Origin of the sequence: Nocardia ninae NBRC 108245 (genome assembly GCF_007990755.1) — a bacterium.
GTDB lineage: Bacteria > Actinomycetota > Actinomycetes > Mycobacteriales > Mycobacteriaceae > Nocardia > Nocardia ninae.
Genome location: NZ_BJXA01000032.1, coordinates 13,202 through 27,849, shown reverse-complemented (window position 1 = coordinate 27,849; position 14,648 = coordinate 13,202). Strand labels below are relative to the sequence as shown.

General features: G+C 68.5%; 13 protein-coding genes. 9 read left to right on the top strand and 4 right to left on the bottom strand.

Going from position 1 to position 14,648, the window contains the following annotated elements; all coding sequences use genetic code 11:
• Window positions 1-205 precede the first annotated feature (205 nt).
• Window positions 206-1,582 carry a phosphoglucosamine mutase gene (gene glmM / locus NN4_RS22735; protein WP_147134903.1) on the top strand — a complete coding sequence of 459 codons (1,377 nt, stop codon included), beginning with the start codon at window positions 206-208 and terminating at the stop codon, window positions 1,580-1,582.
• 40 nt (window positions 1,583-1,622) lie between these two features.
• Here the strand turns inward: glmM and NN4_RS22730 are convergent, their stop codons facing one another.
• A complete protein-coding gene (locus NN4_RS22730) occupies window positions 1,623-3,278 on the bottom strand; it encodes an ABC-F family ATP-binding cassette domain-containing protein (RefSeq protein ID WP_147134900.1) in 1,656 nt (551 codons plus the stop codon).
• 259 nt (window positions 3,279-3,537) lie between these two features.
• On the opposite strand from NN4_RS22730, the gene NN4_RS22725 reads away from it, so the two are divergent.
• The 5 genes from NN4_RS22725 to NN4_RS22705 all read left to right on the top strand — a co-directional run bounded on the left by NN4_RS22725 (window position 3,538) and on the right by NN4_RS22705 (window position 7,023).
• Window positions 3,538-3,729: a PspC domain-containing protein gene (locus NN4_RS22725; protein WP_107654236.1), complete on the top strand. Its 192-nt coding sequence runs from the start codon at window positions 3,538-3,540 to the stop codon at window positions 3,727-3,729.
• Between the two features lie 105 nt (window positions 3,730-3,834).
• A complete protein-coding gene (locus NN4_RS22720; RefSeq protein WP_135234874.1) occupies window positions 3,835-4,143 on the top strand; it encodes a DUF6802 family protein in 309 nt (102 codons plus the stop codon).
• A gap of 106 nt (window positions 4,144-4,249) precedes the next feature.
• Entirely contained in the window at window positions 4,250-4,582 is a 333-nt protein-coding gene (locus NN4_RS22715) for a hypothetical protein (protein ID WP_147134897.1), read from the top strand.
• Window positions 4,583-4,621: 39 nt separating this feature from the next.
• Window positions 4,622-6,514, top strand: a complete 1,893-nt coding sequence (locus NN4_RS45785) for a hypothetical protein (RefSeq protein ID WP_222595138.1) — start codon at window positions 4,622-4,624, stop codon at window positions 6,512-6,514.
• A 161-nt stretch (window positions 6,515-6,675) separates the two neighbouring features.
• Window positions 6,676-7,023 (top strand): hypothetical protein, encoded by a 348-nt coding sequence (locus NN4_RS22705; protein ID WP_147134894.1) that lies wholly within the window; start codon window positions 6,676-6,678, stop codon window positions 7,021-7,023.
• 185 nt (window positions 7,024-7,208) lie between these two features.
• On the opposite strand, the gene NN4_RS22700 is transcribed toward NN4_RS22705, so the two are convergent.
• Window positions 7,209-8,066, bottom strand: a complete 858-nt coding sequence (locus NN4_RS22700) for a dienelactone hydrolase family protein (protein ID WP_147134891.1) — start codon at window positions 8,064-8,066, stop codon at window positions 7,209-7,211.
• A 36-nt stretch (window positions 8,067-8,102) separates the two neighbouring features.
• Between NN4_RS22700 and glmS the strand changes: the two genes are divergently transcribed.
• Window positions 8,103-9,986 carry a glutamine--fructose-6-phosphate transaminase (isomerizing) gene (gene glmS, locus NN4_RS22695; protein ID WP_147134888.1) on the top strand — a complete coding sequence of 628 codons (1,884 nt, stop codon included), beginning with the start codon at window positions 8,103-8,105 and terminating at the stop codon, window positions 9,984-9,986.
• Between the two features lie 157 nt (window positions 9,987-10,143).
• Here the strand turns inward: glmS and NN4_RS22690 are convergent, their stop codons facing one another.
• Window positions 10,144-11,340: an MFS transporter gene (locus NN4_RS22690; protein WP_147134885.1), complete on the bottom strand. Its 1,197-nt coding sequence runs from the start codon at window positions 11,338-11,340 to the stop codon at window positions 10,144-10,146.
• Between the two features lie 138 nt (window positions 11,341-11,478).
• Between NN4_RS22690 and NN4_RS22685 the strand changes: the two genes are divergently transcribed.
• The gene (locus NN4_RS22685) at window positions 11,479-11,970 is read left to right on the top strand and encodes a MarR family winged helix-turn-helix transcriptional regulator (protein ID WP_107654246.1); all 492 of its coding nucleotides are present in this window, start codon (window positions 11,479-11,481) and stop codon (window positions 11,968-11,970) included.
• 139 nt (window positions 11,971-12,109) lie between these two features.
• On the opposite strand, the gene NN4_RS22680 is transcribed toward NN4_RS22685, so the two are convergent.
• The gene (locus NN4_RS22680) at window positions 12,110-12,541 is read right to left on the bottom strand and encodes a cupredoxin domain-containing protein (RefSeq protein WP_228540937.1); all 432 of its coding nucleotides are present in this window, start codon (window positions 12,539-12,541) and stop codon (window positions 12,110-12,112) included.
• Window positions 12,542-12,652: 111 nt separating this feature from the next.
• On the opposite strand from NN4_RS22680, the gene NN4_RS22675 reads away from it, so the two are divergent.
• Window positions 12,653-14,101 (top strand): NAD(P)H-hydrate dehydratase, encoded by a 1,449-nt coding sequence (locus tag NN4_RS22675; protein WP_147134882.1) that lies wholly within the window; start codon window positions 12,653-12,655, stop codon window positions 14,099-14,101.
• Window positions 14,102-14,648 lie beyond the last annotated feature (547 nt).

The window sequence follows — 14,648 nt, the reverse complement described above, 5'->3', positions numbered from 1 at the left end:
GAGAGCAGGCGCCAGCACGGCTGGTCGCCTGCTCTCGTGCTGTATAGAATTTGCGGCGCCCACGGGCCCTACGTGGTTACACAGGCTGCCTCCTCCGGGCCTGACGCGGACGCCGCAGATCAACCCGCGGCGTTCTCGGGGCCCTCTGTGGCAACAGGCTGTGGCCTTCGGGCGCGCCGCGGATCCACCGATGAGGGGCTGAGGTATGGGACGTTTGTTCGGCACCGACGGAATCCGTGGGTTGGCCAACGAGTCGTTGAGTCCGGAACTGGCGCTGCGCGTTTCAGGTGCGGCCGCCCAGATTTTGAGCAGTGGCAAGAAGCGTCCCCTCGCGGTGGTCGGCCGCGACCCGCGAGCCAGCGGTGAGATGCTCGAGGCCGCGGTGACCGCGGGGCTGACCGCCGCCGGGGTGAACGTGCTGCAGGTCGGCGTGCTGCCGACGCCCGCCGTCGCCTACCTCACCGGCCTCTACGACGCGTGCTTCGGCGTGATGATCTCCGCCTCGCACAATCCCATGCCGGACAACGGCATCAAGATCTTCGCGGCGGGCGGGCACAAGCTCGACGACGCCATCGAGGACCGCATCGAGGCGCTGCTCGCCGAGGACACCCCGCTGCGGCCGACTGGGCGCGCCATCGGGCGCGTGGTCAACGCGTCCGGCGCGCGCGACCACGGAGTCGCCATCCCAAAGCAGTACAGCGTCGCGAGCACGCACGAGCGGTACGTCGAGCATTTGGTCGAGGCGACCGCGCAGGATCTGTCCGGGCTGACCGTGGTGGTCGACTGCGCGCACGGCGCGGCCGCCGAGGTCGGGCCCGCCGCCTTCCGCGAGGCGGGCGCGACGGTGATCGCGATCAACGCCGAGCCGGACGGCCTCAACATCAACGATGGTTGCGGCTCAACGCATTTGGACACCGTGCGGCAGGCGGTGCGCGAGCACAACGCCGACCTGGGCTTGGCCCTCGACGGTGACGCCGACCGGTGCCTCGCGGCCGATGCCGACGGCAATGTCGTCGACGGTGACGTCATCCTGGCGATCCTCGCCCTCGACATGCACGAGGCCGGTGAGCTGGCCGAGGACACCCTGGTCGGCACCGTGATGAGCAACCTCGGTCTGCACATCGCGATGCGCGAGGCCGGAATCACCTTGCTCACCACCGCCGTTGGCGACCGGTACGTGCTGGAGGAACTGCGTCGCGGCGGCTTCACGCTGGGCGGGGAACAGTCCGGGCACGTGATCTTCCCGAAGTTCGGCACCACCGGCGACGGCGTGCTCACCGGCCTCAAACTGATGGCCAGGATGGCGCGTACCCGGCGCAGCCTCGCCGAGCTTGCCACCGTATTGCAGACGGTGCCACAGGTATTGGTGAATGTGCCGGTCAGCGACAAAGCCGTGGTCGCGGCGGCGCCCGAAATCCGCGACGCGGTACAGGAAGCCGAACGCATCCTCGGTGATTCCGGCCGAGTCCTGCTGCGTCCCAGCGGAACCGAGCAGCTGGTCCGGGTGATGGTGGAGGCCACCGATCCCGCGCAGGCCAGGCAACTCGCCGACGATCTCGCCAAGCGCGTCGCCTCGGTCTGAGCCACGCCGGTTGGCGGCACATCGAGTGATGTGCTGCCGGTCAGGTGGTTTCGGTGAGCTTGCCGAAGTCCATGTGCCAGCGACGGGTGGACTGGACGGTGTCCAGCATCCGCCGATCATGGGTGACCAGCAGCAGTGTGCCGGTGAAGGATTCGACGGCCTGCTCGAGCTGTTCGATGGCGGGCAGGTCCAGATGGTTGGTCGGCTCGTCCAGGACGAGCAGGTTCACGCCGCGGGCCTGCAACAGCGCGAGGGCGGCGCGGGTGCGTTCGCCGGGGGAAAGGGTTTCGCAGGCGCGCAACGCATGTGAGCCGCGCAGCCCGAACTTGGCGAGCAAGGTGCGGATCTCCGCGTCCGGCCAGTCGGGCATCTGCGCGCCGAAAGTGTCGGCCAGCGAGGTGGTTCCGCGGAACAAGCCGCGGGCCTGATCGACCTCGCCGATCTTCACGCCGGACCCGAGCGAGGCAGCTCCGTTGTCCGGCTGAATCTTTCCGAGCAGCAGCGCGAGCAGGGTGGATTTGCCGGAGCCGTTCGCGCCGGTCAACACGATCCGGTCGGCCCAGTCGACCTGGATGCTGATCGGGCCGAGGGTGAAATCGCCCAGGGTGACCGTAGCGTCGGACAGGGTGGCCACCACCGACCCGCTGCGGGGCGCGGCGCCGATGGTCATCCGCAGCTCCCACTCCTTGCGCGGTTCCTCGACCACGTCCAGGCGTTCGATGCGCCGTTGCGTCTGCCTGGCCTTGGCGGCCTGCTTCTCGGTGGACTCGGCGCGCATCTTGCGGCCCGCCTTGTCCGAGTCGACCTTCTTCGGGTCGCGCACCTTGCGGCGGGCGTTGCGCACACCGTGTTCGAGCCAGTTGCGCTGCATCTGGGCCCGCGCCTCCAGGCCGGCCTTGGTGTCGGCGAACTCCTCGTAGGCCTCGCGCGCGTGCTGGCGGGCGATCTCGCGTTCCATCAGGTACGCCTCGTAGCCGCCGTCGTAGAGGCCGACCTGCTGCTGGGCCAGATCCAGCTCGACGATGCGATTCACGGTCCGCGCCAGGAACTCTCGATCGTGACTGATCACCACCAGCGGCACCCGGACACCGGTGACGAACTGCTCCAGCCGGGCCAGGCCGTCCAGGTCGAGATCGTTCGTCGGCTCGTCCAGCAGCAGAATGTCGAAGCGCGACAACAACACCGAGGCCAGACCCGCGCGTGCGGCCTGGCCGCCGGACAGGCCGGTCATCGGGGTGTCGAGGCCGCTGGGCAGGCTGGCGATCAGGCCGAGATCGGCGGCGATCTCCTCGGCGCGCTGGTCCAGATCCGCGCCGCCGAGGGCGAGCCAACGCTCGAGCGCAGGCGAATACTCGTCTTCGCCGCCGTCGGCGATGCGCTCGGCGGCCGCGTCCATGGTGCGCTGGGCTTCGGCGACACCGGTTCGGCGACCGAGGAATTCGAGGACCGTCTCGCCGGGTACCCGTTCGGGTTCCTGCGCCAGATAGCCGACGGTGGCGTCGGGTGGGCTCAGGGTGATGCTGCCGGTGGGGGTGTGCCGGTCCGCGAGCATGCGCAGCAGCGTGGATTTGCCCGCGCCGTTCGCGCCGACCAGGCCGATCACGTCACCCGGTGCCAGGGTGAGATCGAGGTCGTCGAACAAGGTGCGTTCGCCGTGGCCCGCGGAGAGGCCGCGCGCATGCAAAGTGGTACTCACGACTCCGCCTCGCTGGCGCTCGGCTCCGTCGCGCGCACCGGCACGCTGTATTTTCGGTTCACTCGCTGACGCTCCCTCACTTCCTTAAGTCTGCCGTGTCAAGCCTGCCTGCCATGCACCCGGTCGGACTTACTCGGGGTCACACCCTGAACTGGGGTACGGGGAAATCAGGGTAGGTATCGGTCCACGGAGCGATGCGCGACCAGGCGCGGCTGGGCAGAGTGGAGTTCGAAGAGATCACCACCAGAGAGGGAAGATCATGACCGCACCTGCCCGCCGTTTCGCCCGCTCCAGCCACGACAAGTGGATCGCCGGAGTCTGTGGCGGCATCGCCGAGTACCTCGGCTGGAATGCCAATGTCGTGCGCCTGCTTTTCGTGGTTTCGTGCCTGCTGCCCGGTCCGCAGTTCATCCTGTACCTGGTGCTGTGGCTGCTGATGCCGAAGAAGTGAGGCACAGGGGGCTGCGTCGAGCTCCCATGGATGTCAGGATGGAGCGATAGCGCTGTTGTCGGGTGACCGGATGAACAGCATCACGAGTCCTGCTGAGGAGGAGTAATGATCACCTCGGGTGAATTGCCGGGTCTGGAACTGCCCGGCATCGACGCATCCTCGTCGCTGGATGGTCTCGGCGCGATCGAGCTGCACCACCCCACCCAGGACATCGACGGTGACGGCACCCTCGACACCATCACCACCAACGGTGCCGACGCCATGCAGGTGTGGACCGACTACGACCACGACGGTCTCGCGGACCATGTCACGGTAGTGGAGAAGGACGGCGACTACGCCGCCTGGGAATTCCATCGGCATCCGGACGGGTCGTCGGAGTGGGTGCGGACCGACCACGGGAAGATCGGCAGGTAGTTCCGTCGGCGGGGTCGTCGCGACCCTGCGGATTCGATGGAACCGAACGCCGGGTGCGCGCGTCGAAGGAAGTATGGCGGCACTCGGCGAACACGGAGGGGCGTAGATGACCGGCGATCCGAGCGGCATGGTCGGGGTCCAGACGGGGGAGTTGGGACGGCTCGCCGCCGATCTACGGATATCCGGGCAGGTCGTGGCGCAGCGATCGAAAGACGTGACCGACAACGCGTTCGGACCCGGCGACGCCGGCGCGCACTACGCCGAGCACGGCAAGCAGATCCAGCAGGGCTTCGAGCGCATCGGCAGCTGGATGCGGAGCTGGGCCGAAGCGACGATCACCACGGCGGACGCGCTCGGCGCCTCGGTCGTGCGGTACTCGGACACCGTGCAGGAGACCGCAGGCGACATCGCGAAGGCCGGCCGTGACATCCAGCCCTGAGCTCCGGGACGCCTACACCGCGACGGCAGGGGAGTAGCCGTGGTTTTCACCGTGCCCGCACACGCGCCGATCAAGGAGTACCTCGACATCGGCTCCCGAAGTCTTGTGTACTTCGAACATTTCGAGCCGCGCTACCGTCGCGCCTTCGGTGACCCGCCCGCCGACCTCGCGAGTTACGCGCAGCTGCATCAGCGCTTCTACGAGCAGAACGGGCTGAACGAGGACAAGCTGTACAACGCCTCCGCCAGGCTGCAGGAGGTACTGCAGGACGCCGGGGTGCAAGTGGACAGCCAGCGCGTTTCGGCGCAGGCGCTGCCGTCGCTGTGGCAGGGGCAGGCCGCCGATGCCGCCATCGACATGCTGAATCAGCAGGTCGGGCGGGCCGACGCCGACTGGAAGACGGCCGGGACGGCCTGGCGGGCCCTGGCAGGCTCGATCGCCGCCTTGCGCAGCGCGGTGAAGATCAAAGCCGATGTCGTGGCGCACATCCTGGAGCATGGCGAGGCGGTGAAGATCGACGGGAAGACCCCGGAAGACGTCGACGACATCATCTCGGGCACGTCGATCTCCTTCAGCAACATCACCCAGAACAGTCTGCTCAGCAAGCTGTGGCGGATCTTCCCGGAACTCGCCGAGGGCAACGTCGCGCAAGACATCGTGCTGTTGATTCCGGGCACCGACTATCGGGATCGGATCCAGCAGCGGTGTCGCGACTGGCTCGACAAGGTGTTCCAGCCTGACTACACGGCCAAGGTGCGCAAGTTCACCGATGTCTGCGACCTGACCGATCAAGGGGTCGAGAACGTCTATGAACCGCTTATCGGTGCGCTGAATCAGGTGCCCGACACGGCTTATCCGCGTCCGGCTGGGATGCCGGAGCAGCCGAAGAACGAGGGCGCGCCGAAGGACACCGCGCTGCCCACCCAGCCCGGAAATCCCACGGCGCCAACCGTTCCGGCCGGCACACCGGCGACACCTGCCTCGCCCGCGCCGAGTGCGCCTTCGTCGCCGAGCACGCCTTCGTCTCCCGCTTCACCCTCGGTACCGAGCACGCCCGCTTCGCCATCGACCCCTGAATCGCCGTCGACGCCTGCTTCGCCGTCGAACCCGGGCACTCCGGTGACACCCGGCGTGCCGTCGACACCGACCGTGCAGCCGCCGAACACATCGTCGCTGGAGGGCCTCCCGGCGCTCAGTCAGGTAGCGAATCAGCTGTCGCCGTTGGCATCCGGGATCGGTGACCTCGTCGAGGCGGGGATCAGTTCACTGACCGGGATCATCAAAGACGGCGTCGACGGCGCGGTACAGATGGTCGAGGACGTCATCGATCCGAGCCAGGCGGACCGGGATCACGACAGTAAGCCGGATGGTAAGCCCGCCGCCGAGTTCGATGTCGCCGGTAAGCATCTGAAGTTCGAGATGGGTCCGGACGGCCAGCTGACGTTGATGATGTCCGAAGCCGACGGGAAGACACAGGAATTCAGTCTGCGGCTCGATGAGCACGGGATGCCGATCCTCGAGATGAGCGAGCCGAAAGATGACTCGCCTGCGGACAAACCGTCGTCCACCGATCCCAGCCAGTCCGCGCCCTCCGCAGAGAAGCCGTCTCCCACCGACTCGGTGCCGCCCGCGGGTAAGGTGCCCAGCGACCCCAGCCCCGCCGCGCCGCCCACGGACAAGTCGTCGCCCGCCGAACCCGCTCCGGCCGCACCGGAGCAGAAGAAGTCGGTCGAGCAGCCCAACGCTGCCGAGGAGAACACCGGCCAACCGGGCGGTCGCCCCGGTGCCCCGCCCATGCGGCGCGAGGAAGACGGCGAGCACACGCCCAAACGCATGCCGGGCGAACAGAATGCGGAGGCGCCCTTCGACAGCGGCGCGGAATTGGCCGAGGCAGGCCCGATGGGCGACCTGGCCGAAGCGGGTCCGCTGTGAGCACGCCACCGCGCAGTGGGGAGCCGGAGGCCTGAGGTGCGGCCGAGTCAGGTAGTGAGCGAGCGCTCGGTCAGCCCGGTGCGCTCGGATAGTGGTCGGGTCGAGCGGCGGTGCGGAGCCGCCAGCTGATATCCACCTGCGGATCGGGGAGAATCGACATCGTGAGTTATGCCGAGGAGATCGAGCGCGTCGCCGAGGAATGCCGCCGCCGCTCGGCACAGCTGCTGGACGAACTCGACGAGATCAACCGCAAGACCGCGGACACCAGCCGGGAACTCGCCGATAAGTCCGCCGCCGACCTGCGCGAGTTCTGGACAGCGCACTCGGACGAGCTGGAGAAGGCACGCGCCGAGGCCGAAGAGAAAGAACGCCTGGAAACCGAGGCCCGCGAACAACGCGAAGCCGTCGCCCGCTCCATCGCCGCCCGCAAAGCCAACCGCGACGTGCTCCCGGTCGACCAGGAAGACGAAGAAGCCGCGTTCTACCAGCGCGAAACCTGGCTGATCTAACCGCCGAGCCGACGGCCCAGGTGGTGTGATTTGGCATCGAGGCGTGTCGCGCCCCAGCCGCCAAGGTGATCGCGCCGGTGGCGCGCTATCAGTATGGCGACACGGTGCACCCAGCCGCCGACTGCCCACGTGGTGCGATCCAGCGTCGGTCACGTTGTGTCCGAGCTGCCGATACGGTGCTGGCTCTAGCGGCGGAGCAAGCTTGCGAGCTGACCGACCTTCAACTTCGGCGGCTTGGTCTCGTCCTCGGCTTCCGGATCGACGACCACCGTGTGCGGGATCTCCGCCTCCGGGTCGGCGAAGGGACGGTAGGTCTTGTCGCCGGCGACGGTGGCGAGCAGGTAGCCCGCGAGCAGGGCTCGGGTGGTGCGGGCGGTCTTGGATTCGTGCTTGCCCGCGCCGACGGCGGCCAGCACGCGGCGACCCTCGATGATGCCGTTGTGCGAGGCGCCGTCGATCGCCCGGAACACCGACGGCCCGCCCCATGCGGTGGCGAGCGGGATCGCGTTGGAGCTGACCGAGGCGAGATCGGTGGCACCGGCGAGAATCAGCGCGGGCGTGTCGAGGTCGGGTGCGAGGTTCTCCGCGGACGGTGCGGTCGGCGCGGGGAACAGTGCTGCGACTGCGGCGACCTCCCGCTGGGTCGCGGCGATGACGGCGGCCCCGGCGCCCATGCCGTGCCCGACCAGGGCGAGCCGGTCGGGGTGCACGCTGATCGAGCCGTCACCGAGCCGCACGCCGGTGCAGATGTCCAGGGTGGTGAGCAGATCGGTCGCCAGGCCCAGGTGTGACGGAATCGGTCCGCGCTCGGTATCCGGCGCGGCGGCGACGAAACCCCAGGATGCGAGATGCTCGAGTAGCGCACGGTAGTTGGCGGCGCCGGTCAGCCAGCCGTGCCCGAACGCGACGGCGGGCAGGTTGAGCCCGGATTCGGGCGTGAACACCACCCCCGGCTGCCCGGCGATCGCCAGATTGCCGCGCAGCACCCGATGGGGGCCGCGGCTGGTCAGGGTGCTCAGGAGCGATTTCACAGACGCCGACACGACGAGAACGTTATCCGATAAGTACTCTGGTGAGCCATGTGCGGAATCGTGGGGTACGTCGGATACCGGGACGCGCTCGGCGTAGTCGTTGACGCGTTGCGCCGCATGGAATATCGCGGCTACGACTCCGCGGGTGTGGCGATCGTCGACGGCGCGGGCGCGTTGGCAGTGGAACGCAAGGCAGGCAAGCTGGCCAATCTGGAGGCCGAACTCGCCGAAATCGGGGTGACGCGGTTCGCGGGCACCACCGGAATGGGGCATACGCGCTGGGCAACGCACGGCGCGCCGACCGACCGCAACGCGCACCCGCACCGCGATGACAGCGGCAAGGTCGCCGTGGTGCACAACGGGATCATCGAGAACTTCGCCCCGCTGCGCCGTGAGCTGGAGGACGCCGGCGTCGAGTTGCGCAGCGACACCGACACCGAGGTCGCCGTGCACCTGGTGGCCAGGGCTTATGCCGAGGGGCCGACGGCAGGCGACTTCGCGGCCAGCGCGCTCGCGGTGGTTCGCCGGCTGGAAGGCGCGTTCACGCTCGTCTTCACCCATGCCGATCACCCCGATCTGATCTTCGCGGCGCGTCGGTCGACACCGCTGGTGGTCGGCGTCGGCCGGGGCGAGATGTTCATCGCCTCCGATGTCACGGCGTTCATCGAGCACACCCGCGAGGCGGTCGAGCTCGGGCAGGACCAGGCCGTGGTGATCACCGCGGACAGCTACACGGTCACCGACTTCGCGGGCGACGACGCGACAGCGCGCACCCGCCCGTTCACCATCGACTGGGATCTGGCCGCCGCCGAGAAGGGTGGCCACGACTACTTCATGCTCAAGGAGATCGAGGAGCAGCCCGCCGCGGTCGCGGACACGCTGATCGGGCATTTCGCCCACGATCAGGACGGCGGCGGCCGGATCGTGCTGGACGAGCAGCGCCTCGCCGATCAGGAGCTGCGCGACTTCGACAAGGTCTTCGTGGTCGCCTGCGGCAGCGCGTATCACTCCGGACTGCTGGCCAAGTACGCGATCGAGCATTGGACCAGGTTGCCCGTCGAGGTGGAGCTGGCCAGCGAATTCCGTTACCGCGACCCGGTTTTGGATCGTTCGACGCTGGTGGTGGCGGTTTCGCAGTCGGGCGAGACGGCCGACACGCTCGAGGCGGTGCGGCACGCCAAGGAGCAGAAGGCGCGCGTGCTCGCGATCTGCAATACCAATGGCGCGCAGATTCCGCGTGAGTCCGACGCGGTGCTCTACACCAGGGCCGGGCCGGAGATCGGTGTCGCCTCCACCAAGGCGTTCCTGGCGCAGGTGACCGCGAATTACCTGGTCGGGCTGGCTTTGGCGCAGGCGCGCGGCACCAAGTACCCGGACGAGGTGGCCCGCGAGTTCGCCGAACTGGAGGCGATGCCGAAGCTGGTGGCCCGCGTGCTGGAGACGGCACCGCAGGTGCGGGCGATCGCGCGCGAGCTGGCACACGTGTCGACGGTGCTGTTCCTCGGCCGTCACGTCGGGTACCCGGTGGCGCTGGAGGGTGCGCTCAAGCTCAAGGAGCTGGCGTACATGCACGCCGAGGGTTTCGCGGCGGGCGAGCTCAAGCACGGCCCGATCGCGCTGATCGAGGAGGGGCTGCCGGTGATCGTGGTGATGCCGTCCCCGAAGGGTCGTGCGGTGCTGCACTCCAAGCTGCTCAGCAATATTCGGGAGATCCAGGCGCGCGGCGCGCGCACCATCGTGATCGCCGAGGAGGGCGACGACACGGTCCGCCCGTTCGCCGACGATCTGATCGAGATCCCCTCGGCGCCGACGCTGTTCCAGCCGTTGCTCTCGACGGTGCCGTTGCAGATCTTCGCCGCCGAGGTGGCCCAGGCGCGCGGCTACGACGTGGACAAACCCCGCAACCTGGCCAAGTCCGTCACCGTCGAATAGTCCGTTCACCGAAACGCCCCGAACCATCCAGTGGTTCGGGGCGTTTCGCGTTCGGGGTGGACTCGCCTTCCGCTGAAGTGGCACAGTGCGAGTGATGTTTCTGTCGCGGGCCGCTCACGACACCGAACCCGGCGACACCCGGCACCCGGCATGCGGGTCAGGGACGGGCGACTACCAGGGATTCTGCTGGGGCCGAGGCCGTTTCGGCGGTGGACCGGCGCTCCAGGACACCGGACCAGACGGCCAGGGCCAGCGCGGTGAGTACCAGGACGACGCCGACCCAGTTGGGGGCGGTGTAGCCGAAACCCGCGGCGATGACCAGGCCGCCGAGCCAGGCGGCGATGGCATTGCCGAGATTGAAGGCGCCGATATTGACCGCCGAGGCCAAGGTCGGTGCGCCAGAAGCCTGGTCGAGCACCCGCTTCTGTAGCGGCGGGACGGTGGCGAAGCCGAGCGCGCCGATCAGCACGACGGTGACCGCGGCGGCGATCTTGTTGTGCGCGGTCAGGGTGAACAGGGCGAGCACCACGGCCAGGCCGCCGAGGGACAGGTAGAGCATCGGCATCAGGTGCCGGTCGGCGAACTTGCCGCCGATCAGGTTGCCCGCGAAGAAGCCGAGTCCGAACAGCACCAGCAGCCAGGTGACCGAGCTGTCCGCGAAACCGGTGACCTCGGTCATCATCGGCGCGAGATAGGTGATCGCGGCGAAGACACCGCCGAAGCCGAGCACGGTCATCGCCATCGCGAGCAGCACCTGCGGGTTGCGGAAGACGGCGAGTTCGGTGCGCAGCCTGGCGTCCTGCGGCGCGGGCTGTTCGGGCACCAGCAGCGCGACGCCGACCAAGCCGATCAGCCCGACCAGCGCGACGATCAGGAAGGTGAGCCGCCAGCCGAAGTGCTGGCCGAGCAGGGTGCCGACCGGCACGCCGACCATGGTGGCGACGGTGAGTCCGGTGAACATGATTGCGATCGCACCGGCGCGCCGCTCCGGCCGCACCACGGTGCCCGCGACGACCGCGCCGATGCCGAAGAACGCACCGTGCGCCAGCGAGGCCACGATCCGTCCGGTCAGCATCAGTCCGAAAGTCGGTGCGACGGCAGACAATACGTTGCCGGCCACCAGGAGCAGCAGCATGCCGAGCAGCATCCGCTTGCGGGCGACCCGCGTGCCGAGCCCGGTCATCAGCGGCGCGCCGACCACGACGCCGAGCGCATACCCGGTGACCAGCATCCCGGCGGTGGGGATGGACACCGCGTAGGTGTCGGCGATGTCGGGGAGCAGTCCCACGACGACGAATTCGGTGGTGCCGATTCCGAATGCCCCGAGTGTCAGGGCGAGGAGTGCGAGCGGCATGAGCGGGAGCCTCCACGATAAGTTGCGCCTGAGCCTTACGGGCGTAAACAATAATTGCAGACGCGCGATAATTGCAAGCGCGGGCTATCGCGATAGTCATCTACCCTGGAGGGACAATCCCTACGCGGAAGGAACGCAATGACCGCGGATGCCGCCCTGACCGGCTTGGCCGATGGCTGGTACGCACTCTCGCTGCTGCACGATCGGATCGAGGCGCACATCGAACGGGCGCTACAGGCAGGCCACGATCTGAGCGTCCGCGAGTACTCGCTGCTGGTCGTGCTCAGCCGGCAGCACGACGGGCCGGGCGGTCACCTACGGATGAACCAGGTCGCCGAGGCGGTCGTGCTGAGTCAGAGCGCGACGACCCGCCTGGTCACCCGGCTGGAGGACCGCGGGTTGCTGCAGCGCTACCTGTGCCCCGACGACCGTCGCGGCATCTACACCGACGTCACCCCGCCGGGTCTGACGCTGCTGGAACAGGCCAGGCCGACCCACGACGCCGCGCTCGCGAGTGCCCTCGGTCAAGCCGCCGCCGATCCCGAGCTGGCACCGCTGGTGGCGGCCGTCGAAGCGCTCAACACCAGCTCGGCGCGCAGTCCGCGCACTCGGCAATACCGACCCGTCTGACCCTGTCTGGCGGAACAACTCTGCGCAACCTGGTCCCGCTCGGCGCAAGCCGTGAAGCGGTCTCGCGAGGCAGAGTGCCTTGCCCGCTCGACGCCGGCCGCGCGGTCAGGCGTCGGGTGGGACGTGGCGCAGTCCTGGACTACTGAACGGTGATGGTGCCGCGCATCTCGGGATGCAGCGAGCAGAGGTAGCGGTAGGTGCCCGGGACGGTGAAGGTGTAGCTCCAGTCGCCCTTGTCGATGATGGGGCTGTTGAGGCCCATGGCCTTGTCGCCGATGCCTTGCACGGTGTGCGGGGCCTTGTCGGCAAAATGCCAGGTGACGGTGTCCCCGGTCTTGACGGTGATCTCGGCGGGGGCGAACTTCATGTCGTCCACCGCGACCGTGACGGCGGCCGGTTTCGTATCGCCCGGCGGCGTCGTGGCCGAGGTCGTCGACTGCGGTGACCGCTTCGTGGTGGTCGCGGCGGAATCCGTGTCGCCGCCACCGCACCCGGCTACCAGCAGCGCCGCGACCAGCGCGCATCCGGTGACTACCTGCGTTGACCTGGCACGGCGCTTGACCATAGACATGATGGCCAAGCGTAGTCTGCTGGAGTTGCGGGCCTGCGCGGCGCTCTCGGCGCCTCGGCACACCCGCGGTGATCGACAAGCAGTGCCGAACAACCCAGTGGAGGATCGCCCATGTCCACGCAGCGGGGCTATTTCACCGCCGACGAAGTGCGCGCGGCCGAGGCCGAGCTGTTCACCCGGGTGCCGGACGGTGTCCCCATGCAGCGCGCGGCCCACGGCCTGGCCACCGTCGTCGCGGGCGAGCTGCGGGTGCGCACCGGCGGGGTCGCCGGACGCTCGGTCACCCTGCTCGTCGGCTCCGGCGACAACGGCGGCGACGCGCTGTGGGCCGGATCGATGCTGCGCCGCCGGGGGGTCGCGGTGACCGCAGTACTGCTGAACCCGGACCGCGCCCATGCGAAAGGTCTTGCGGCGCTGCGCAAGGCTGGTGGACGGGTGCGCGACGAGGTCGGCGCGCCCGACTTGGTGATCGACGGCATCGTCGGCATCTCCGGTCACGGTGCGTTGCGTCCGGACGCCGCGGAACTCGTTGCCGCACTGGAGGTCCCGATCGTTGCCGCGGATTTGCCCAGCGGGGTGGATCCGGATACCGGCGCGATCACCGGCCCGGCCGTCCGCGCCGCCGTCACCGTCGCGTTCGGTGCGTACAAGCCGGTGCACGTGCTAGCCGCGCCGCACTGCGGGCGAATCGAACTGGTGCCCATCGGTTTACAGCTGCCGGAGCCGAAGCTGGCGGCGCCGGCGCCCGCGTCGATCGGCGCGAGCTGGCCGGTGCCGGACGAGCACGACGACAAGTACACCCAGGGCGTCACCGGCGTCTGCGCGGGCAGTGCCGACTATCCGGGTGCCGCGGTGTTGTGCACCGGTGCCGCGGTGCTGGCGACCTCGGGCATGGTCCGCTACGCCGGAACCGGCAGCGCCGACGTGCTCGCCGAGTTCCCGGAAGTCATTGCCACCCAGCACGTCTCGGAGGTCGGCCGGGTCCAGGCCTGGGTGTTCGGTCCGGGCGCGGGCACCGACGCCGACGCCCGCAAACGGCTCACCGAGATCCTCGCCACCGACCTGCCCGTCGTGGTGGACGCCGACGGCCTCACCATGCTCGCGGCAGAACCCGAGCTGGTACGCGGACGCTCGGCCCCGACCGTATTGACCCCGCACGCAGGCGAATTCGCCCGGCTGACCGGCGCGGAAATCGGCGCGGACCGAGTAGCAGCGGCGCGCGCACTCGCCGAGGACTGGCGGCTCACCGTCCTGCTGAAGGGCCGAGCCACCGTCGTCGCCACCCCCGATGCCCCTGTCCTCGTCAACGAGGCAGGCGCATCCTGGGCCGCCACCGCAGGCGCGGGCGACGTCCTCTCCGGCATCATCGGCGCCCTGCTCGCCGCGGGCCACACCCCCGCTTGGGCCGCCGCATCCGCCGCCCGGGCCCACTCGCTCGCCGCCAACCTCGCCGCGCACGAAGGCCACCCTGAAGCCGCCCCGATCTCGGCGACCCCCCTACTCCACCACCTTCGTCCCGCTATCCGCACCCTGCGGTCCCTCGCCCGACCCGAGCTCTGACACAGCGGAGCAGCACCTTCGGCAGGGAATTCGAGCCCGCCAGCACGGCGGATCTGACACTGTCGCCGCAGCTGGAGGTCGCATCTCAGTGCGTAATAGTCCATCGGGTCCGCTTGTGCCACAGGACACGGCCGCGGCCACTCACCGCAACCCGCCATGTCCACGCGAATAGACTCCACAGAACACCACGGGACAACTGATATCGAAAGCACATGGGTAACTCCATGTACTTACATCAACTAGCTTCCGGTTGGTGTCGTTGTCAAGGACCTCCCAGCGTTGATGTGGTTGATTGCATAAGTTCCTGACCAGCTGATACGGCGAAATCTTGACCAGCACCGGCTGTGATGTTGGTGGCTACCGTTGGCGCGTGTGGATGTCGTTGGTAGACGTCAGCCATTAAATGGCGGGATTGATGACAAGCCGCGTCATATGAGCAGCAACCACGCCGCGCACGCCGCCATCTGCTGGGGCCAGTGCCAACGCTGGCACGACTTGACGCCACGAGTGGACGCAGAGCCGTCCTTCTCGCGCTGGGCAAGCCGAC

Excerpts from the sequence above, each read along its gene's own strand:
- glmS (WP_147134888.1), top strand. The coding sequence starts at position 8,103 with ATGTGCGGAATCGTGGGGTACGTCGGATACCGGGACGCGCTCGGCGTA.
- NN4_RS22675 (WP_147134882.1), top strand. The coding sequence starts at position 12,653 with ATGTCCACGCAGCGGGGCTATTTCACCGCCGACGAAGTGCGCGCGGCC.
- NN4_RS22680 (WP_228540937.1), bottom strand. The coding sequence starts at position 12,541 with ATGTCTATGGTCAAGCGCCGTGCCAGGTCAACGCAGGTAGTCACCGGA.
- NN4_RS22720 (WP_135234874.1), top strand. The coding sequence starts at position 3,835 with ATGATCACCTCGGGTGAATTGCCGGGTCTGGAACTGCCCGGCATCGAC.
- NN4_RS22685 (WP_107654246.1), top strand. The coding sequence starts at position 11,479 with ATGACCGCGGATGCCGCCCTGACCGGCTTGGCCGATGGCTGGTACGCA.
- NN4_RS22690 (WP_147134885.1), bottom strand. The coding sequence starts at position 11,340 with ATGCCGCTCGCACTCCTCGCCCTGACACTCGGGGCATTCGGAATCGGC.
- NN4_RS22715 (WP_147134897.1), top strand. The coding sequence starts at position 4,250 with ATGACCGGCGATCCGAGCGGCATGGTCGGGGTCCAGACGGGGGAGTTG.
- NN4_RS22725 (WP_107654236.1), top strand. The coding sequence starts at position 3,538 with ATGACCGCACCTGCCCGCCGTTTCGCCCGCTCCAGCCACGACAAGTGG.
- glmM (WP_147134903.1), top strand. The coding sequence starts at position 206 with ATGGGACGTTTGTTCGGCACCGACGGAATCCGTGGGTTGGCCAACGAG.